This is a genomic window from Pseudomonas floridensis, assembly GCF_002087235.1.
Lineage (GTDB): Bacteria > Pseudomonadota > Gammaproteobacteria > Pseudomonadales > Pseudomonadaceae > Aquipseudomonas > Aquipseudomonas floridensis.
Window position 1 is genome coordinate 1 of sequence record NZ_MUIO01000069.1, and the last position, 17,834, is coordinate 17,834.

Consider the following 17,834-nt stretch of genomic DNA (forward strand, 5'->3'; position numbering starts at 1 on the left):
TGTACGAAAAGTCGGCGAGGGAAGTTCAGGCAAGGCAAAAACAGGCAAGGAAGCGGAGTCTACGTGTTGTAAATGAGCATTTCGAGCCTGTTTTTAACGCAGCATCACGAACGCGTAGCCACTTTTCTTACAGAGCCTAGGAACGACAACTGTCGGGCCGAGCAATTGAGGCACATAAACCGCTTACGATGAAAACTGCTCACGAAAGCTGGCTCTGAAATCCAACGGCTTTAAAAAGAGTTGTGTTGAAATGTCGCCATTCAAAATAAAAATCTTAGGATCTTTTCTAAACTTTAACAAACGATATAGATAGAAGCGCTCAGCTACTTCTTTAGAAAATTCAATCTCGTTGTGACTTATGATGAATGACGTTTCAAAATTCCCGTTGGTGGTCTTCACTTCGATATAACGGAACGCTTCATCGCTATCGAATGAAAGAATGTCATAGCCCGCTCCGTCGCCCAGGCTATCCGACACCCAGTCCACACGCTGAAAGAGTTCAGGCATGCCTTGCTCGGCCAATCGATGCTGTTCGAAACCAAGAACCCATTGCTCACCAGCGCGTCCCAACGAACGATTGGCCTCATCGCGTGCCGCATAATCGAAACGACGAGGAACTCTTTCTCGTGTTCTAAGTTGCATAATTCCGTCCGCCGAACGAAGGGACGGTGGATCAACGAGCACTGCCTTGTAGCTTTTCTCACAGGGAGATTTTACCTCCTCAAGTGCGTCTACAATTTTCGAAACCATTGTCACGTTGCTGCTCAGGAATGCTTGAACCGCTTTGCGTAGCAGCAGTTGGGCATTACCTCTCGGTTTGTAGCCATCGATAAACGGAAGCCCCATTTCCGCTAACACCGCACTGATATTTGAGTGCTTCATCTCTACCGAGCCTTTAGGAGCGATTTCTGAGATGCTGACGTAGTGAATTATTATGTTCAGTTTTGTTATAGCGCAAATCGTCTGCCTCAAACCGTAGCATATTGAAATACTCAGTGACCGCAGCGTCAACCTCTTCAGCAGACCAATCTTCCCCGATCCGCACAACCTCGTAACCCAGCGCTTGAAGCGTCGGCACAATGTTTTTTTCGACACCTGACAGAGCATTATCGGCTAACGGTCCTTCATTGACGTACTGCTTGCCATATGCAACACCGGCAATAGCCTTGCAATCGCAAAGTTCTCCAGTTCTGGGATTACGAACTAAAAAATCACGCGACTTTCGATATCCATAACGTTTTAGGAATGCTTCACGACCCAACGCCATGAATTCATCCAGCGCAGCCTGAACTGCCCCCGGACTGCGCAAGTTAGAGATTCGAGACATTAGAAAATGAACCTGACTGGGAGTACGCCGTAGCTAGCGATGTAAAGCTGATCAAAGATCTGCAATGTCGCTTCGACTGTGGCGTAGGTTTTCCCCGTACCGGGCGGACCGAAGAAAACCTGATTGAGCGAAGGCATTGAAGAACGTCCCTGTAGGAAAATTCCGTCAACAGTATCTAGATTGCCAGCATGGGTAAAGCAAACGCTCTTCTGCTACGGACATTGGCTGCGCGAGCGTCGCGGCCTGCATTCCACACCGCGCAGAAACGATCAGACTGATGTGCTCCGAAAGCGATCCAAACGAACAGAAAAATCTGACATTGAAGCCCTCTTCCATCCGATAGCAGGGTATTACGAATGCGATTATCGTATTCGCCGGTGCCTAAGAAACATCCAACGTAGACACAGTGATTTCAGCATTAGCGCTGAATTTTTCGTTCTGATTGGACGAAATTCGGCATTGCGAATTCGCTCGGTTGGGATTTCTTAGCCCGCTCTACGTGGGGTATTTGTGTCAGTCCAAGCTCCTTTGTAGAGGTTTACCATGCTCAGCAACAGATTCGCTCTCCATGACCATAAGCTTAAAACAGACAAGTCCAGTCTCGTTACCATCACCTTCCACCGCCACAACCGCCAACTCCAAGCCCTCCTCCACGAGCACCAACCCTGGTTCAGCGCACGCGATCTCGGTCGTCTGATCGGCTGGCCGTTGAACGAGCGGACGGTGCGCAAGCTTGATGCGGACCAGTACCGAATGATGACGCTTGAGCAGCAAAGCGGCCCTGAGTCGGAGTTGATGGTGAGTGAGTCGGGCGCTTACGCGATGTTGGTGCATCACTATCACGCGGAGAATCGCGGACTGCGGCAGTGGTTGACCAATGAGGTAGTGGCGACGTTGCGCAACGGTCAGGTGGCGTTCGATGATCACACGCCCCATTTGAGCATGCTGCATTGGCCAGAGCTGTCGGTGAGTCTGCTGCATGGGCAGAGCGAGCCGTGGATCAGGCTGCGGGACATGCCGATGCTGCTGGAGCATCCGCAAATGCAGGTCGAGCCTACGCCGCGTCCTGCAAGCAAATCCTGGTGGCGTTCTGCGTTGCCGGCGTTTAGGCTGGACTGAATGCTTTACACATGGCCGTGACTTTGGCGCACGGCCAGTTTCTGATCCGATGGATACGCCTCAGGACTTCAGGCGGCTGCGGTATTCGCTGATCATCTCTTTCGTCACGTCTTCCTTGAAGCAGACAGGGGCGTAACCGCCTTCTCGGCTGTAGGCGCTGCGCTTGCCACATCGGCTGCCATTGCGGGCGGAATTGTATGGGCAAGGGCAATTCCCGGAGTATCCATCGATGGACTCCTGAATAATTGCTCTGACGATAGTGGCATCTGAAACAGTCGCTTCCTTGGCCTGCGCGGAGAATGCGCATACGAACGCCAGTGCGGCGAGAAAACTCATCCCTGTCTTTTTCATGTTCATGGCTATTCCCTAGCTGATGCAGACGAATGTCTATTGCAATATCTTTACCATGACATCAAAAAGCCATCAATGAGTATTTTTCTTCAAGCCTGATTTGGAATTTACGCAGCGACTTCAATCACACCAGAAGAAACCTCTCGCTTCCGTTGCAGGCGAACGAGCAACTGCCAGGCATCCGCTCCCCCTCCATTACAATCAGGCAGCTAAAACGCGATTCTCCGGGCAGCGTATGCAGACCCACTACCACGTTGAGGTCAACAATCCGACCAGAATGAGCGAGGGAGTATGGAGGGTATTGACTGCACGACAAAAGCCACTCCGACACTTTAGATATCGACTCATTTGAAGTCGCGCTGAAGGCGTGGTCTGATTTCATCAAAACGTCGTCCTTGGCCGAGGCGGTTCGAGAAGTCGATATGTAAGTCACTGCATATGGCGAATGAGCAACGGTGATCGCACGCCTCCCCCTTTGGAACCCAAACTCGTCGCTTGCCACTAAGGCGTTATCAACTCCTGGGGAAGGATCATGATTAATCTCTCCAACGTGGCGTCCATGGCGCGAGCGGTACTCAATGACTCGAACAAGCCAAAATCGGACTTGATGATCAATGTCGTCAGTCACATTGCTGGCAAGGTGGCGCTTCAGGTGGGCCAGTCATTGCTGGAGCAAAAAAGCCGGCTCAATGAGCGTCAGCAGAAAGGGCTGTCGGTGATTCTGGATGCGTTGCGCGGCAAGGAGCCCGTGAGCCATGTCGAAACGCACGCCAGCGGCGGCCGGTTCAAGCTGGCACGGGCTGCTTTTGACGTGGCGAGTGTGGTCTGGGAGCGCGACACCAAGCGGCCGGAGGTGATGAGCTTTATAAGTTTCCTTGATAGCACCGGCAAGTCACTGTTCTCCTTGGGCAAACAACTGGCCAAAGCCTTGACCACGGCCGGGCCTGGACTCCATCAGGACAGCACTGTTGCGGCGAACCTGCGCAATACCATTCTCACGAGCAAACTGCACATGAGCAAGGTGGGGGATGACCGGCCGGCCAAGCCATCCGTGAAACCGTTGTATGCAGAATTGGGCCTTACGGACATGACGGTAGACCCTGGCGCTATCAAAAAGGCCTACCGGACGGCGGCTCTCGCCCACCACCCTGACAAGAACATCCACGATGAAGGTGCCACAGCACGCTTTCAACTCATCTCGAAAGCTTTCGAGATTTTGTCTGACCCTGAAAAGCGTAAGGCCTATGACAACGGGCTCATCAACGAAAAAGGCCAGAACATTTGAGGCGACGTTAAGACCTGCCCCGTCCACAACTGCGGCATCAGCTCAGCAGTGGGCGCAGCAGGCAGACATCTGGGCCAGCGCATGAACGGCCGCGCCCCACGTCCATCTACACCCGCGCACGCTCCGCTGCCAACTCAGTCAAAGCGATCATGCGATCATCACGCATCAGTATGACCTTGGCGTAGCCGCACAGCAGATACAGGCAGAGGTTGACGACTGCCACCACGAAAATCCAGCCCAGATAAGCCGTGAAAAAGCCATTTCCGAAAAGTGTTTGGGCAAGGATGATCAGGCCGAAGGCCAAGGCCAGCAGTCCCGGAAACAGGCCTATGTTTTCCAGCGTTCCAGTGATCAAGCGGATGCGTTTGTGAAAAGCGCTGCGCTCGTTTTTCAGCTCCAGAGCGCCAAGTCTCAAGGTGTCAACCGAAAGCTCTGCCAGCGAAGCCAGGCACTGCGCGTCAATCCTCATCAGAGTTTTCAGGTCTGCGCCAGCAAGGCTGGCAAAGGGAGCGACGACGACTTTTCTGACTGAGTCCCGGTACAGCCCGACGCACACTATCGGATAGATGAACAGAATCGTGTAAGACAGCGCGATCAGCCCCCAGCTTGCGTAGTAGATCCAGCGCATTGGCTCGATCAGACCTGCGAGCGCAAACAGTATCGCGAGGAAAAACGGCGCACTCACGCCGAACCAGAAGGGTGTGGTGTCCACTTGAAAAAACCTGCCGGTCTTGTGCTCCTCACGTCTTTTATCGATGGCGTGCCTGGTGGATTGCTCGAGCTGACCTTTGATGTGCAGGTACTTTTCGATTTCGGGGTTCATGGCTTTCCTTGAACGACAGGGACGCAGAATGCTCGCGTCCGGGATGCGTATCAGAACGAAAAGCAAGCCGGCCGGGTTCAACATATAACGTCAGCGGAAGTCGGCCGACTCCCGGAATTCTGTGGGGCATTTCATACGAAACGAATCGGCGCTCTGGTGCATAGCTGTCTGGAACACGATTGGGAGCACGACCTGGATATCGTTCGCCAAATGTCTTTTCAGAAGCGTCCTACATTCAAGCCAAGACCTTCGAAATAAGCTGCACGTCCCCATTTATCAGGACGACTGCAGCATGGCGAACTACGGTTATATGACCATCACCGGCAAGGTGCAGGGCAAGATTTCCGCAGGCTGTTCGAGCCCGGAGTCGATTGGTAACAAGTGCCAGACCGGTCATCTGGACGAAATCATGGTGCTGTCGTTTACCCACAACATGGCCAATATCGACAACATCAAGTACGCCACTCACCGCCCGGTGGTCATCACCAAGCACATCGACAAATCGTCCCCCTTGCTCAGCCAGGCGCTCGCCAATCGGGAACCGGTCGACTGCACGATCGATTTCTATCGCACCTCGCCCAGCGGCGTTCAGGAGAAGTTCTACACCATCGAAATACGCGAAGGCGTCATCGCCGACCTGACCCTCGACATGCCTCACGCGATTCTGCAGAACGATGCAGAACCCCAGGAACACGTCGCCATCCGCTACCGTGACATTATCTGGACGCATCGCGTGGCAAACACCACCGGCTACGCCTCCTGGGGCCCGGATGAGGGCCTCACGTGAGCAGGCCATCGTCGTCGGGCAGGCATGACTTATGGCACGTCAGCCAGGCCGCGACCTTCCTTGCAGGACAAGCCTGCACACTCTCGGCCCGTTACATCAGCGACGGAACGCTCCGTCTGCAATTCAACCGCGAAGTGGCCTACTACGCCCGTGGCATCGTTCGGGATGTAGAGAGTGGAAAAAAGACCGTTGATGAAGGGTTGAAGGCGATCAAGGAGGAGCAGGAGAACCTTGCGCATCAGTCATTGCAGATAGGTAAAAAAAGCGTCGGAATACTCGCAGGCACCCTGCAAGTCGCCAGTGGCGCCATCGTCTGTTACGCATCGGCTGGCAGTCTTCGTGTACTGTTTGGCGTGCCGCTAATGGTCCATGGTGTTAATAACATCTATGAAAACGGACGCAATCTCGTAGAAGCCCCGTTCGGATACCGAAGGTCCTTCACGAAAGGCTTATCACGGGCTTTCAAAGCTGGCGGGAGGAACTGAGTTTCACGGCAATGTCGCCTATGGAACAATGGAACTGACGTTATCCACATTCGCGCTAGCGAGACTTGTTGTCAAACCAGACGCATGGAAATTATATGAATACGTGAGAGCGGACAAGATCAGAGGTTATGAGGCAACATCGGTCAAAACATTCGTTGCCGAAAGGATGGGGGACGGACTGACCATAGAAAGCATGTATAACGAATGGAAACACCAGCATGACGAGTGAAATATACGTCTATATGGTATTCGTCATAACGGGAATACGGCTTTACCTGCCTTCATTTTGGGCACGTTATACTTTTTCCGGAAAAGGCTTTACCGCTACCCGATTCTGGATCTTGAATGTGTACAACATTATTCTTGGCTATTTACACATGCGCTTTATCGAAAACAACAGTATTCCTTTATATGGCTATCTCGATAGCTCGATGCCAGGGTGGTTTTCAATGGCAATGATTATTGCCCATGTCTGTACTCACAGTGTGACTTGGGAAATAACACCTTGGCGGTCAAAAAGAAAAGGTCATTAACTGATACCTGTTGAGTGCGCTTAACTATACACAACAGGAATGAAACACCGTGCAGTAACGATGATCCTTCCAACACTCCGTGTTGGAACGCAGCCCATGACGCTCTGCGTCACAGACTACCCACCGCACACTACCGATTAAGCACTACCGACTGAACCGCTCCGCCAGACTGTGCAGGTACTCCGCCATGTGTTCCAGTTCGCTGCTGATCTGCGAGCCTTGTTGCGCCTGACCGGCGCTCTGGTCGCAGAGCTGGGCGATACGGGTGATCTGCTGGCTGATGTTTTCGGCCACATGGCTTTGCTCTTCGGAAGCGGACGCCATTTGCTGGCTCATGCCAGTGATGCGGCTCACGGACTGGCTGATTCCGTCCAGCGCCTTTTGCACGGCTTCGACGCTGGCGACGCTTTCCTGGGAAATCTGTTCGCCCTTGTTGGCGGTCAGTACGGCGCGGGCCGCGCCGTCACGCAGGGAGGTGATGATCTGCTGGATCTGCTCGGTCGAGGACTGGGTGCGTGAGGCCAGCGAGCGGACTTCGTCGGCTACGACAGCGAAGCCTCGGCCCTGCTCGCCAGCGCGGGCGGCTTCGATGGCAGCGTTGAGCGCCAGCAGGTTGGTTTGCTGAGCAATGGAGGTGATGACGTCGACCACACTGCCGATGGATTGGGTGGCATTGGCCAGATCGCCCACAGCCTGACCGATTTCGGTCACGGAGTTGGCCATGTGCCGGATCGCCAGAAGGCTTTCATCGGCCAGACCACGCCCCTGCTGGGCGAGCTTGTCGGCCTCTTCGGCGGCGGTGGCGGTGTTTTGTACGTTATGGGTAACTTCCTGAATGGTCGCCGCCATCTGGTTGATCGCGGTGGCCGACTGATCGGCCTCGCTGCGTTGCTGATCGAGCGACTCGGCCTGCCGCACCGACAATTGCGCCGATTGCCCGGCGTGCTGCCTGACGCTCTCGCCGGTGTCGGCAAGGCGAGTCAGGGCGGTTTGCAGCCGGGCCTCTTCGCTCAGCATGGCCAGATCGAGCTGGGCTTGAGGGCCGCGATTGTCACTGTAGGTCAACGCCACCAGCGCGCTGGTGAATGCCTTGGGATGTTCTTCAAGGGTCTTGCGAATGCTGTTGCGATGGCGAATCTCAAGAAAGCTGCCGAGCGCGATCAGGACCACCAGAATCATGGCGAAGGATGCTTTATCGTCAAGCAGATACACACCGACCATCAATGCTAACGCACACAGGACCATCGGCAGCTGGCGAACGATGTGATAGATCGCCGTGCTGACTTGCGACACCGCCGATTTGCCCGCCCGCAGACGCGCATATAGCGCTTCGGCCCGGCGCACCTGGTCCCGGGTGGGCAACGAGCGCACCGACTCATACCCGACGATGCGACCGTTTTCATAGACCGCCGTGACGTAGGCGCTGACCCAATAGTAATCGCCCTGTTTGGAGCGGTTCTTGACCACGCCCATCCAGGGCTTGCCCTGCTTGATGGTCTCCCACATGTGCGCGAATACCGAGGCAGGCATGTCGGGGTGGCGTACCAGATTGTGCGGTTGCCCGATCAGTTCTTCGCGGGTGAAACCGCTGAGCGATACGAAGGCATCGTTGCAATAGGTGATGTGGCTGTTGAGGTCAGTGGTGGAGATCAGGCGCTCAGATGCGGCAAAGGTCCGCTCGGTCTGGGTAACGGGCAAATTGACACGCATTGAAAATCCACTCCCTGGTAAAAATGCAAAATATCCTGGGCACGCCTTGAAGGTGTAGCACACACCTGCAAAGTCACCACCGCCGATCCAGCATCCTTGTATCGCCCGGCAAGCCGCGGTCTTTAATGTGGCTCTTTAATAATGAAGCTCGGCAACTGGATGCTTTACTTCGCAGCGCCGATCTCTGCACCATGCCGCCCTTGCAACGGCTCATCCTGTATCGAAGGCACTTCATGGCGCGCAAGACTCAACCTCTCCGACAGGTTTTTATCCACGCGATGGGCGCTTTTTCCAAGGCCTTGGGCAAGGCGCTGGCTACGCTCGGGCGGCGTCGAGAACCGGAGACGGAACCGGTTCAAGCAAAAGCGCCTGCCATCGAAAAAACACTTGCGCATCACGTGCCCGCCAAAGACCGATCCAAACCGCGCAAACAGCGGCCCAAAGCCGCATCGCCGAAACCTGAGCCCAAGCCTGAAGCAAAACCTTCAGCGCCCCCTTGCCCACACTGCAAAAAGCCCATGGTGATCAAGGTTGCGCGCACCGGAAAGAATGCCGGTGAGTTCTGGGGCTGTGCGACGTACCCAAAATGCCGTGGGATTCGACCGATTTTCCGTAAGCAATAAAGATTGGGAATGGGAATGAGCAGGGCACTTTTTTGCACATGTCCGCTCACATGCGTCAGGCACAATGATGCCTTTCCGTCATTCAATAAGCAGGGAGTTCCAATGCGCTCGTTCAGTTTCAAGGCAATGGTGATAGGCATGGCGCTAGTCGGCGCGCAGGCAACGGTCAGCGCTCAGGCCGCGACCCCGGCTCAGGCGACGGCCCCTGCGGCCGCAGTCCAGAAAGCTTCGGTACTGGACGGCAAACTGGCGTTTACCCTGCCAGCGGGTTATGTGCGTGGCGAGATGCCAGAGATTGACGAGAAAGCCAAGGCGCAGGGCGTCACCGGTGCGCTGTATTCCAATGCCACTGACAAGCGCGTGGTGATCGTGACGGAGACGCCAATCCCGATGGACGTTAAAGCCAGCGATAACGACAGCGTCGTCCTCGATGGGCTGGTGACCGGGATCCTCGCGCAGCAAACCGCAGGCTATAAGGATTTCAAAAAACTGGGCGAAAAGAAGATCGTCAAGAAAAACGGGTTGGGCGTACGTCAGCTCGACACCTCCGCAACCATGAGCGACGCGCAGGTACTGAGCACCACGATCATGGCGGCATCCGGCACCCGTGCAGCTGTATTGAACGTCGTTTCCAATGCGAAAAACCCGAAAGAGCATGCCGCGCTGGTGAAAACCGTCATCGGTCAGTAATCACGCAACGCTCACTCCACACGCAGGGCACCTGACAGCAACTCAACCAGGCCCTGCACCTTGGGCAGCGATTCACGACTGCGTGGCCAGGCCAGGTGCAACGCCAGGCCTTCGGTGGCCAGATGGGGCAGAATTTCCACCAGCTCGCCACGCTGTAATTGATCCTTGATCATCCAGGTGGCCAGTTGCGCGATGCCGCAGGCCGAAGTCACAGCGCCAACCTGAGCTTCGCCATTGCCCACCACGATACGCGCCTCGACCGTCCGGGTTTCCGGCTGACCCTGCGCATCGACGAACAGCCACGGACTGACGCTGCCATCTCCCCGTCCGAACAGAATGCAGGCATGCTCGGCCAGTTCCTCGAACGTGCGCGGCATGCCATGCCGCTGCAGATAGGCAGGCGCGGCACAGAAGATCACCCGCTCGGTGCCCAGATAACGATGAGCCAGGCCCGCTGGCCAGATACTCGGCCCGCCGATGCGCACCGCAAGGTCGATGCCCTCCTCCAGAATATCCACGAAACGGTCCGTGAAGGTGACATGGGGACGCAGCTTGGGATGACTCTCTGCAAACGCCAGAATCTGCGGCAGTACATGCAATCGACCGTAAGTCGCAGGCAGGTCGATGCGCAGTTGCCCGGCAGGTTCGGAGCGCTGCGCAGCCAGTGAGGTTTCGGCCTCTTCCAGTTCAGCCAGCATGCGCGTGCAGACCGCATGGTAGGCCGTGCCCTCCTCGGTCAGCGCGAGGCTTCGCGTGGTGCGCTGAAAAAGGCGCATACCGAGACGACTTTCCAGACGCGCCACACTTTTGCTGACCGCAGAATTGGTCAGGCTCAGGCGCTCTGCGGCGGCTGTGAAACTGCCTGCGTTGGCCACAGCCACGAAGGTTTCGATGCCCTTGAGACGATCGGTAGACAGCATGCTCAGTGCCATTTGATGAATTAAATTCCATAATGCACGGAATATTCGCCAAAGATAGGCAAAGTTTTCTGCAATATGCTGGCCCGCTCATTTTCTATCGGGTATGTGTCATGCCGTCTCAGGAAACAAACTCCACCGCCGCGAGCGAACGCTCGACCGGCGCGGGTCTGTCCATCGCCATTCTGGCGCTGGCCGGATTTGTGATCGTCACCACCGAATTCCTCATCATCGGGTTGCTGCCTGCACTGGCCCGGGATTTGGGCATCTCGATTTCCAGCGCGGGTTTGCTGGTAACTCTCTTTGCCTTCACGGTCATGCTATTCGGCCCGCCGCTGACGGCGATGCTCTCGCACCTGGACCGCAAAAAAACGTTCATCGTCATTCTGCTGATCTTCGCGGCGTCCAATGCGCTGGCGGCGATATCGAGCAACATTTGGGTATTGGCACTGGCGCGCTTCATACCGGCGCTGGCGTTGCCGGTGTTCTGGGGCACGGCCAGTGAAACCGCCGGTTTGATGGCCGGGCCGAAACAGGCTGGCAAAGCCGTGGCGCAGGTGTATCTGGGGATCTCGGCGGCCATGCTGTTCGGCATTCCACTGGGCACGGTGTTTGCCGATGCCGTGGGCTGGCGCGGTGCGTTCTGGGCGCTGACCGCTCTTTCTGCATTGATGGCCCTGCTGTTGGCGATCTCGATGCCGACGCTGGCGCCGACGGCCAAGGTCGGGCTGGCTCAGCAAGCCCGAATCCTGCGTGACCCGCATTTTATCGCCAACCTGCTGCTGTCGATTCTGCTCTTCACCGCCATGTTCGGCGCTTATACCTATCTGGCCGACACGCTGGAACGCATCGCCGGTATCGATTCGGCGCACGTGGGCTGGTGGCTGATGGGCTTCGGCGCGGTCGGTCTGCTGGGTAATACGCTGGGCGGACGTTTCGTCGATCGCAGCCCGCTGGGTTCGACCATGGTTTTCGCCCTGCTGCTGGCACTGGGCATGACTGCAAGTGTTCCGGTTGCCGGATCGCTGCCACTGCTCGCTGTGGTGCTGGCGGTATGGGGCATTGCGCACACGGCCTTGTTCCCCATCTGCCAGATCCGGGTCATGAAAGCCGCTCCGCAGGCACAGGCGCTGGCGGGCACACTGAATGTGTCGGCAGCCAATGCCGGCATCGGGCTGGGCTCGATCATCGGCGGCGTCACCATCGAATACCTGGGCCTGGCGGCCGTTGGTTACGTGGCGGCAGTCGTCGCGCTGCTGGCCATCGCGCTGGCCTGGCTGACCATGACGCGCAAAGCGCGCAGCGACGCGTCAGCCGTTGCGGCGTAAGCGTCTCCGGTCGAACGTCAGCCTGTGGTGTCCCTCAGCGACAGGCTGGCGTGCGCCCTCAATCACTTTTTTGAAGGGATGAGTTACGCAGTTCCACTCAAAAAACCGATGACATGCCGCGCAATACGGGATGTCATGACCCGATCTGCATGAATAATGGCAAAATGATCTTCCCTTGGCATTTGTGACACGCCAAACTCTCTCCTTTCGGTCAAGGATGAAGGTTTCTGACCGGTTGAATCAGCTTCCGGTAAGCGTTATGAACCGATATCAAGGTAAAGGGCTGGCATTTGCCAAGCGAATCTATGCGCCGAGAACCGTTGGCGTCAGCGTAGGCTTCCTGACCGTCGCAGTCTCTCTGTTCTATGTGAACGCTCCGCAATGGCTGTGGCCACTGGCGTTCTTCAATGCGTTGGTGTGGCCGCATGTCGCCTACCAATTGGCCAGAATCTCCAGACATCCCTATCAGGCCGAATGGCGTAACCTGCTGACCGACTCGTTCGCCGGCGGTTTCTGGATCGGTGCCATGGGGTTTGCCGTACTGCCGGGCATCACCGTGGTCGCCATGATGGCCATGCACAATATCGCAGCGGCTGGCCCGCGCCTGATGCTCAGAGGCTTCGTCGCACAGGCGGCGGGGATTCTGGTGTCGTTGGTGGTGCTCGACCCGGTCATCGATCCGCACAGCACCGACATGCAGATGTACGCCTGCCTCCCGGTGCTGGTGATCTATCCGATCTTCATCGGCTGGATGAGCCACCAAGTGACACTCAAACTGCGCGAGCACAGGAACATACTGCACAAGCTCAGCCGTACCGACAGCCTGACCGGCCTGCTCAATCATGGCGCCTGGAAGGAACTGCTCGACATGGAGTTCGCCAAGAGCCGAAGCCTGAATCAGGAATGCGTGATTGCGCTGATCGACATCGACTTCTTCAAGACCATCAATGACACTTACGGCCATCTGGTGGGCGACACCGTGCTGCAGAGCATCAGCCAGGCGCTGATCGACAACCTGCGCAAGACCGACCTGAGCGGACGGTGTGGCGGCGACGAGTTCTGCGTGATTCTGCCGGGTGCCAACACGGCGCAAGCCAGCAGGATTCTCGAGAAACTGCGTCTGGCCATCGATGAACTCACCTACTCCCTGCATGAAGACCTCAAGGTCAGCCTGAGCATCGGCATTGCGGCCTACAACCATTCGCTGAACGACACGGCGTCCTGGCTGCACGAAGCCGACAAGGCGCTCTACCTCGCCAAGAGCACCGGCCGCAATCGCGTGGTCAGTGCCGACGACATCAGAGCCGACTGCCCGACCATGAGCACTCAGACGTGACGCATCAACGCCGTGCCTTGAATCGAATTCGTCATAGCAACGCTACGTACCGTAAGACCAGACGTCATGAACCCAAGGTCAACCGACAGCGTGTTGAAGCCCGGTCAGGTGTTCGAGCAGCCACTGTGGCTCGCGTGTTTCAAGCGTCCTGCTGATCGGCTCTTCCAGCTCCAGCTTGCCGTAAAGCGCTTCTTCATGATCCAGGTGCGCTTGTTGAACGGCGCGGTAATCCAGTGGGTAGATGCTTTTTTCGATCGGCAGCAGACGGTCGAAATGTTCGAGCAGCCCGTGAAAGACGATCCGGCGCTCGACAGTATTGCGGGTGGTCGCGATGAGCTTGGCAAAGAATGCGCTGTCGCTGCGCTTCAAGGCATCGGCGGCGGTGTAACGCTCGACGAGCGTGTAATGCGCGGTGTCGTCGAAAACCATGCAGCACAGCGCCTCTCGGGAACAGTGATCAAAGGGATTGTCCGAAGGGGGACGTCGGCAGAGTGCACCCAGCACGAACTGCACAGCCTGCTCGGCGAGTGCCTGGCGCTTGCGGTCGATCAGGCTTTTCAAATCCTCGAAGGCAGGCGCCTGACGCCCCTGCTCCCTGACCTGCCGGGACAACCTGGCAAGGACACCGGCCGGCCCAAGCAGCGCGGCCTGCTGTTCGGCCAGCCTGACTCGACCGAGGACCGCCTGCCGTGCGGCCAGTTGCTCAAAGTCCGTCATACGATCAAGGTCGGCACTGTGCGGGTCCGGCCGCGATGACTGATCGGTACGGGATTCGCGCCGAACAAGGCAAACAGTCATGGGTTGCTCCTTATGTTTTTTATGTGTTGTGTTGCAGACCAACGGGTCGAGTGCCCCGATTGCATTCAAACTGCATTCGATACTCGCCGACATTGAGAAAAATGTGCTCCACATTGATATAGAGCTCTCGAAACCGATCCTGCCACCCCGCAGAAAAGGCCACGACGACTTCTTGGATCAATACCGGACCCAAACAGCAGACAAACGTCTTGTTATGAAAGCTGAATCGAATAATCTGCTGTTCCTGATAACACCGATATACAGTCAGGCCCTCTGACGTCGATAACTACCGGTCTCTGAATATCACTATTGTGCCGAGATCATCCCGCCAGACAACCCGACAGATGTAGGGGGTTGGACGCTCTTGCCTGGCGACACCAGAACCGAGACGCAACGCGCCATCAACTCGGCACGGGTTCTGGCCTGACCTTTTCGAAGCAATGAAGACACGTGATCACGCACCGTGTAATCGCTGATGCAGAGTGTGCGTGCGATTTCCTTGTTGGTTCGCCCTTGCAGCAACAGCTCCAAAACTTCCTGTTCTCGAATGGTCGCCCACATGGTGTTGCCCTCTTGTTATCACTGTACCCACGGATGAATCTGTAGGATATTTCTCACACTTATCATCCATGACCTCAAGAGTAAATCGGCTCTGGAGCCACTTTATTTAGCGTTCTTTTTCCCAATCATAGATCCAAAGAAAAATCCTACAGAAAACTCAGAAACACCTTAGAAAAAACTTAGCGAGTACTACAAACAAGCGATCGCCGCGCACTCATTTAAATGCACACTCGCGATCAATACAGTAAGTAGTCGTTGAAGAAACAGGCGCAAGATAAACTTGCACACCTACAATTACAATCAGTTGTTACAATTGGGTTCAGTCAATTGTCGGCGCACTGGCTGAACCTCCGTCAGCGGATGCGGACGGAGGTGGTTTCGTCAGGTATTTTTTTGCGGGAAGCGGTCTTTTGCCCGTGCTTCGATCTGCTCGTGCGTCAGATCCTCCTGGTGTGTGGCGATGAGCCAGACATGCCCACCGGGATCCTTAAGCGTCCCCATGCGATCGCCATAGAACTGATCGCTGACCTCACTCACTTGGGTCGCGCCCGCCTCGATGGCGCGTTTGAAGACCGCGTCGACGTCCTCCACATACAGATGCAGGCCTACTGAAGGTGTTTCCCCAGGGCTGGTCAATGGTCCCTGATCGCAACCGTCGGTGACCATCAATCTGGAATCGCCGATACGCAACTCCGCGTGGCCGATGCGGCCGTCAGGGCCGTTGAGACGAAAAACCTCGCTGGCGCCGAATGCCTGCTTATAGAACTCGATGGCATCGGCCGCGCCTTGAACACTCAAATACGCAGTCAGGCTGTGATAGCCCTCAGGAATGGCTTTGGCAGTCATTGCGTGTTCCTCCTCATGGATGCGCGAACGGGTTCAAGGCTGAAGGTCAAACCGTGCCTTGCCGCTGTCCATGTCGAACGGTGCCGAGAAATGCTCGTGAACAGCTTTCCAGCCCTGCTCTGTCAGTCGATAGCCGGCACTGGCGCGCATCCACGAACCCTCGCATTGCCCGTCGCCGCATTTGTTCAGCCAATGGGCGAAGGCGACCTTACCATCAACCTGCACGACCAGATCGCTCTGCTCGAATAGCATGGCTCCGGCGCACTGCTCCAGACAAAACGTCCAGTGCTTGCGATACGCGTCGATGCCTTTGAATTGCAGGTCACCAATGGCATCGTAGGCCACGATGTCTGGATCGTAATAGGCCACGATGGCATTGAGGTTCTTGGACCGTACCGCCTCTGCCCACGTCTTGATGTTCTTTTCTATGCGAGCTCGCGCTTCGTTGTTGCTCAGATCGGTTTCGCTCATGTGTGCTCTCCTGACCACTGTCGACCGGGCTCACTGCCCTGCCGCCCGGGCAGACTGTTTCAAATTCAGAGACCTGACCGGACGCACTTCAACCGAGCCGACACGAGCTGCGGGAATATGCGCCGCCACTTGCAGGGCGTCGTTCAGGTCTCTGGCCTCGATCAGGTAGAAACCGGCCAATTGCTCCTTGGTTTCGGCAAACGGTCCGTCGGTGATCATGACCTTGCCATTGCGCATGCGTACCGTCGTCGCGGTATCCACCGACTCCAGGGGTTCTGCAGCCAACATCCGCCCGCTGCGTTCGATGGACTCGGCGTAAGCCTGACATTCATCGTCTTCCGGGCTGTCGGCGTGCAAGTGCAGGCTCTGTTCGTTGCTGTAGATCAGGCACAGGTATTTCATGATCGTCCCTCAAGGTTTCCAACCCTCTCGGAAGAACAGTCGTTTGGCGGGATGAAAAATCGACAGCTCAGGGCGTCAGTACGGCCAATGCCGATCAACGGTCAGCAACTCGCATCCAGTTCGTCGAGCCTGCGTTGCAGAAAACGCCGCTCGACGGCCTGTCGGGTGTGCTCGATCGCCCGTGCGTAAGCTGCACGCGCCTCATCGAGGCGACCGGCCTTGCTGCACAAATCGGCCTTGGCAAGCCATGCCAGGTGATAGTCCTGCAGCGCCTCGCTTTGCAACAGAGGGTCGATCAGGCGCAGTCCGGCTTCGGGCCCGTCGAGCATGCCGACTGCGACGGCACGATTGAGCCTGATCACTGCCGACGCCTCGAGGCGCAGCAGAACGTCATACAAACCCACGATCTGCGCCCAGTCGGTATCGGCGGCGTGAGTCGCTTCGGCATGCACCGCAGCGATTGCGGCCTGCACGCTATAGACACCGAAACGTCCCGAGCGCAACGCCTGTTCCACCAGGTCCAGACCCTCGCAGATCAGGTCTTGCCGCCACAGGCTTCGATCCTGATCCGCGAGCATCACCGGTTCGCCAGATGCTGAAAGCCGCGCCGGGTGTCTGGCTTCGGTCAGCAGCATCAGCGCCAGCAGACCGATGACTTCGGGCTCGGGCAACAGCTCCTTGAGCAGGCGCCCCAGACGGATCGCTTCGCCAGACACTTCATGACGGGTCAGACGTTCTCCCGCCGATGCGAAGTAACCTTCGTTGAAGACCAGATACACCACCCGCAATACCGCCTCCAGACGCTCGGACAGTTGCGCGTGGGACGGCACTTCATAGGGAATGCCTGCGGCGCGAATCTTGGCCTTGGCGCGCACGATGCGCTGCGCGACGGTCGAGGGCGTGATCAGAAAGGCCTGTGCAATTTCTTCGGTGGTCAGGTCACAGACCTCGCGCAGCGTCAGGGCAATCCGCGCATCCGCCGTCAGTGCCGGGTGGCAGCAGGTGAAAATCAGCCGCAGCCGGTCATCTTCAAGGTCGTCCGGATCGGGATGGCCAGCCTGCAACTGGTCCTCCAGAAACAGCGCCAGTTGGGCCAGAGAACCATCGAAGCGAGAGCGGCGGCGCAGGCTGTCGATGGCTTTGAAGCGTCCGGTCGAAATCAGCCAGGCACGGGGGTTGTGCGGCAGGCCTGCGTGTGGCCATTGTTCGACGGCAGAGGTGAACGCCTCCTGCAACGCTTCTTCGGCCAGCTCGAAACTGCCCAGCAAACGGATCAGCGTCGCCAGCACCCGGCGCGAGTGCTGACGGTAGAGCGTTTCGATGTCCGCGCCGAGGTTCCACGCGCCCTGAATACCAGGGTTTTGCGGCTTGCTGTTCATGCCCAGGTCTCGTCATGCAGACAAGCAAGCTTAGCCCCTGAACCGCGCTTCGGCTGTCATACC

At 56.7% G+C, this 17,834-nt stretch carries 22 protein-coding genes and 1 pseudogene; 10 read left to right on the forward strand and 13 right to left on the reverse strand.

What is annotated here, in order from left to right; genetic code table 11:
- Positions 1 to 183 precede the first annotated feature (183 nt).
- Entirely contained in the window at positions 184 to 882 is a 699-nt protein-coding gene (locus BZK31_RS30615) for a protein NO VEIN domain-containing protein (RefSeq protein ID WP_415639756.1), read from the reverse strand.
- A 13-nt stretch (positions 883 to 895) separates the two neighbouring features.
- Positions 896 to 1,327 carry a ScoMcrA-related endonuclease gene (locus BZK31_RS30620; RefSeq protein ID WP_415639757.1) on the reverse strand — a complete coding sequence of 144 codons (432 nt, stop codon included), beginning with the start codon at positions 1,325 to 1,327 and terminating at the stop codon, positions 896 to 898.
- A 543-nt stretch (positions 1,328 to 1,870) separates the two neighbouring features.
- Between BZK31_RS30620 and BZK31_RS17015 the strand changes: the two genes are divergently transcribed.
- Positions 1,871 to 2,446 (forward strand): BRO-N domain-containing protein, encoded by a 576-nt coding sequence (locus BZK31_RS17015; protein WP_083184122.1) that lies wholly within the window; start codon positions 1,871 to 1,873, stop codon positions 2,444 to 2,446.
- 60 nt (positions 2,447 to 2,506) lie between these two features.
- Here BZK31_RS17015 and BZK31_RS17020 read toward each other — a convergent pair whose 3' ends face one another.
- A complete protein-coding gene (locus tag BZK31_RS17020) occupies positions 2,507 to 2,797 on the reverse strand; it encodes a hypothetical protein (protein WP_083184154.1) in 291 nt (96 codons plus the stop codon).
- 532 nt (positions 2,798 to 3,329) lie between these two features.
- Between BZK31_RS17020 and BZK31_RS17025 the strand changes: the two genes are divergently transcribed.
- Entirely contained in the window at positions 3,330 to 4,082 is a 753-nt protein-coding gene (locus BZK31_RS17025) for a J domain-containing protein (protein ID WP_083184123.1), read from the forward strand.
- A gap of 106 nt (positions 4,083 to 4,188) precedes the next feature.
- On the opposite strand, the gene BZK31_RS17030 is transcribed toward BZK31_RS17025, so the two are convergent.
- Positions 4,189 to 4,905 carry a hypothetical protein gene (locus tag BZK31_RS17030; RefSeq protein WP_083184124.1) on the reverse strand — a complete coding sequence of 239 codons (717 nt, stop codon included), beginning with the start codon at positions 4,903 to 4,905 and terminating at the stop codon, positions 4,189 to 4,191.
- 292 nt (positions 4,906 to 5,197) lie between these two features.
- Here BZK31_RS17030 and BZK31_RS17035 point away from each other — a divergent pair, with 292 nt between their 5' ends.
- From BZK31_RS17035 to BZK31_RS29495, 4 genes are read left to right on the forward strand one after another with little or no spacing between them, the layout of a single operon-like run.
- A complete protein-coding gene (locus tag BZK31_RS17035; protein ID WP_083184125.1) occupies positions 5,198 to 5,692 on the forward strand; it encodes an Hcp family type VI secretion system effector in 495 nt (164 codons plus the stop codon).
- Entirely contained in the window at positions 5,689 to 6,177 is a 489-nt protein-coding gene (locus tag BZK31_RS17040) for a DUF4225 domain-containing protein (protein WP_341865295.1), read from the forward strand. The genes BZK31_RS17035 and BZK31_RS17040 overlap by 4 nt, the downstream gene beginning before the upstream one ends.
- Complete coding sequence (locus BZK31_RS30390; protein ID WP_341865297.1) at positions 6,161 to 6,406, forward strand: DUF4225 domain-containing protein; 246 nt, start codon at positions 6,161 to 6,163, stop codon at positions 6,404 to 6,406. Before BZK31_RS17040 ends, BZK31_RS30390 begins: the two co-directional genes overlap by 17 nt.
- Positions 6,396 to 6,710 carry a hypothetical protein gene (locus BZK31_RS29495; RefSeq protein WP_157900757.1) on the forward strand — a complete coding sequence of 105 codons (315 nt, stop codon included), beginning with the start codon at positions 6,396 to 6,398 and terminating at the stop codon, positions 6,708 to 6,710. The genes BZK31_RS30390 and BZK31_RS29495 overlap by 11 nt, the downstream gene beginning before the upstream one ends.
- Before the next feature lie 144 nt (positions 6,711 to 6,854).
- Here BZK31_RS29495 and BZK31_RS17045 read toward each other — a convergent pair whose 3' ends face one another.
- Positions 6,855 to 7,889, reverse strand: a complete 1,035-nt coding sequence (locus BZK31_RS17045) for a methyl-accepting chemotaxis protein (protein WP_415639760.1) — start codon at positions 7,887 to 7,889, stop codon at positions 6,855 to 6,857.
- Positions 7,890 to 8,138: 249 nt separating this feature from the next.
- Positions 8,139 to 8,420: pseudogene (locus tag BZK31_RS30625) on the reverse strand (PAS domain-containing protein); the annotation flags it as partial.
- Between the two features lie 233 nt (positions 8,421 to 8,653).
- Here BZK31_RS30625 and BZK31_RS30395 point away from each other — a divergent pair.
- Positions 8,654 to 9,043, forward strand: coding sequence for a topoisomerase DNA-binding C4 zinc finger domain-containing protein (locus BZK31_RS30395; protein ID WP_341865296.1), 390 nt, complete (start codon positions 8,654 to 8,656; stop codon positions 9,041 to 9,043).
- A 102-nt stretch (positions 9,044 to 9,145) separates the two neighbouring features.
- The gene (locus BZK31_RS17055; protein ID WP_083184128.1) at positions 9,146 to 9,733 is read left to right on the forward strand and encodes a DcrB/PsbP domain-containing protein; all 588 of its coding nucleotides are present in this window, start codon (positions 9,146 to 9,148) and stop codon (positions 9,731 to 9,733) included.
- An 11-nt stretch (positions 9,734 to 9,744) separates the two neighbouring features.
- On the opposite strand, the gene BZK31_RS17060 is transcribed toward BZK31_RS17055, so the two are convergent.
- Complete coding sequence (locus tag BZK31_RS17060) at positions 9,745 to 10,653, reverse strand: LysR family transcriptional regulator (RefSeq protein WP_083184155.1); 909 nt, start codon at positions 10,651 to 10,653, stop codon at positions 9,745 to 9,747.
- Positions 10,654 to 10,763: 110 nt separating this feature from the next.
- On the opposite strand from BZK31_RS17060, the gene BZK31_RS17065 reads away from it, so the two are divergent.
- Complete coding sequence (locus tag BZK31_RS17065) at positions 10,764 to 11,978, forward strand: MFS transporter (RefSeq protein ID WP_083184129.1); 1,215 nt, start codon at positions 10,764 to 10,766, stop codon at positions 11,976 to 11,978.
- Between the two features lie 259 nt (positions 11,979 to 12,237).
- Positions 12,238 to 13,314: a diguanylate cyclase gene (locus BZK31_RS17070; RefSeq protein ID WP_083184130.1), complete on the forward strand. Its 1,077-nt coding sequence runs from the start codon at positions 12,238 to 12,240 to the stop codon at positions 13,312 to 13,314.
- A 78-nt stretch (positions 13,315 to 13,392) separates the two neighbouring features.
- Here the strand turns inward: BZK31_RS17070 and BZK31_RS17075 are convergent, their stop codons facing one another.
- From BZK31_RS17075 to BZK31_RS17105, 6 genes are all read right to left on the reverse strand, one after another.
- Positions 13,393 to 14,112, reverse strand: a complete 720-nt coding sequence (locus BZK31_RS17075; RefSeq protein WP_083184131.1) for a hypothetical protein — start codon at positions 14,110 to 14,112, stop codon at positions 13,393 to 13,395.
- A gap of 306 nt (positions 14,113 to 14,418) precedes the next feature.
- Positions 14,419 to 14,673 carry a LuxR C-terminal-related transcriptional regulator gene (locus BZK31_RS17085; protein ID WP_083184133.1) on the reverse strand — a complete coding sequence of 85 codons (255 nt, stop codon included), beginning with the start codon at positions 14,671 to 14,673 and terminating at the stop codon, positions 14,419 to 14,421.
- Between the two features lie 381 nt (positions 14,674 to 15,054).
- The gene (locus BZK31_RS17090; protein ID WP_083184134.1) at positions 15,055 to 15,519 is read right to left on the reverse strand and encodes a VOC family protein; all 465 of its coding nucleotides are present in this window, start codon (positions 15,517 to 15,519) and stop codon (positions 15,055 to 15,057) included.
- A gap of 33 nt (positions 15,520 to 15,552) precedes the next feature.
- The gene (locus tag BZK31_RS17095) at positions 15,553 to 15,990 is read right to left on the reverse strand and encodes a YybH family protein (RefSeq protein ID WP_083184135.1); all 438 of its coding nucleotides are present in this window, start codon (positions 15,988 to 15,990) and stop codon (positions 15,553 to 15,555) included.
- A gap of 30 nt (positions 15,991 to 16,020) precedes the next feature.
- Positions 16,021 to 16,392 carry a YciI family protein gene (locus BZK31_RS17100; protein ID WP_083184136.1) on the reverse strand — a complete coding sequence of 124 codons (372 nt, stop codon included), beginning with the start codon at positions 16,390 to 16,392 and terminating at the stop codon, positions 16,021 to 16,023.
- 101 nt (positions 16,393 to 16,493) lie between these two features.
- The gene (locus BZK31_RS17105; RefSeq protein ID WP_083184137.1) at positions 16,494 to 17,771 is read right to left on the reverse strand and encodes an RNA polymerase sigma factor; all 1,278 of its coding nucleotides are present in this window, start codon (positions 17,769 to 17,771) and stop codon (positions 16,494 to 16,496) included.
- Positions 17,772 to 17,834: the final 63 nt, after the last annotated feature.

Bases quoted from the DNA above. Each gene is read 5' to 3' on its own strand.
- BZK31_RS17020 (WP_083184154.1), bottom strand. From the start codon at position 2,797: ATGAAAAAGACAGGGATGAGTTTTCTCGCCGCACTGGCGTTCGTATGC.
- BZK31_RS17015 (WP_083184122.1), top strand. From the start codon at position 1,871: ATGCTCAGCAACAGATTCGCTCTCCATGACCATAAGCTTAAAACAGAC.
- BZK31_RS29495 (WP_157900757.1), top strand. From the start codon at position 6,396: ATGACGAGTGAAATATACGTCTATATGGTATTCGTCATAACGGGAATA.
- BZK31_RS17075 (WP_083184131.1), bottom strand. From the start codon at position 14,112: ATGACTGTTTGCCTTGTTCGGCGCGAATCCCGTACCGATCAGTCATCG.
- BZK31_RS17090 (WP_083184134.1), bottom strand. From the start codon at position 15,519: ATGACTGCCAAAGCCATTCCTGAGGGCTATCACAGCCTGACTGCGTAT.
- BZK31_RS17060 (WP_083184155.1), bottom strand. From the start codon at position 10,653: ATGCTGTCTACCGATCGTCTCAAGGGCATCGAAACCTTCGTGGCTGTG.
- BZK31_RS17105 (WP_083184137.1), bottom strand. From the start codon at position 17,771: ATGAACAGCAAGCCGCAAAACCCTGGTATTCAGGGCGCGTGGAACCTC.
- BZK31_RS30615 (WP_415639756.1), bottom strand. From the start codon at position 882: ATGAAGCACTCAAATATCAGTGCGGTGTTAGCGGAAATGGGGCTTCCG.
- BZK31_RS17065 (WP_083184129.1), top strand. From the start codon at position 10,764: ATGCCGTCTCAGGAAACAAACTCCACCGCCGCGAGCGAACGCTCGACC.
- BZK31_RS17035 (WP_083184125.1), top strand. From the start codon at position 5,198: ATGGCGAACTACGGTTATATGACCATCACCGGCAAGGTGCAGGGCAAG.
- BZK31_RS17095 (WP_083184135.1), bottom strand. From the start codon at position 15,990: ATGAGCGAAACCGATCTGAGCAACAACGAAGCGCGAGCTCGCATAGAA.
- BZK31_RS17100 (WP_083184136.1), bottom strand. From the start codon at position 16,392: ATGAAATACCTGTGCCTGATCTACAGCAACGAACAGAGCCTGCACTTG.
- BZK31_RS17070 (WP_083184130.1), top strand. From the start codon at position 12,238: ATGAACCGATATCAAGGTAAAGGGCTGGCATTTGCCAAGCGAATCTAT.
- BZK31_RS17045 (WP_415639760.1), bottom strand. From the start codon at position 7,889: ATGATTCTGGTGGTCCTGATCGCGCTCGGCAGCTTTCTTGAGATTCGC.
- BZK31_RS17025 (WP_083184123.1), top strand. From the start codon at position 3,330: ATGATTAATCTCTCCAACGTGGCGTCCATGGCGCGAGCGGTACTCAAT.
- BZK31_RS17030 (WP_083184124.1), bottom strand. From the start codon at position 4,905: ATGAACCCCGAAATCGAAAAGTACCTGCACATCAAAGGTCAGCTCGAG.
- BZK31_RS17085 (WP_083184133.1), bottom strand. From the start codon at position 14,673: ATGTGGGCGACCATTCGAGAACAGGAAGTTTTGGAGCTGTTGCTGCAA.
- BZK31_RS30620 (WP_415639757.1), bottom strand. From the start codon at position 1,327: ATGTCTCGAATCTCTAACTTGCGCAGTCCGGGGGCAGTTCAGGCTGCG.
- BZK31_RS17055 (WP_083184128.1), top strand. From the start codon at position 9,146: ATGCGCTCGTTCAGTTTCAAGGCAATGGTGATAGGCATGGCGCTAGTC.
- BZK31_RS30395 (WP_341865296.1), top strand. From the start codon at position 8,654: ATGGCGCGCAAGACTCAACCTCTCCGACAGGTTTTTATCCACGCGATG.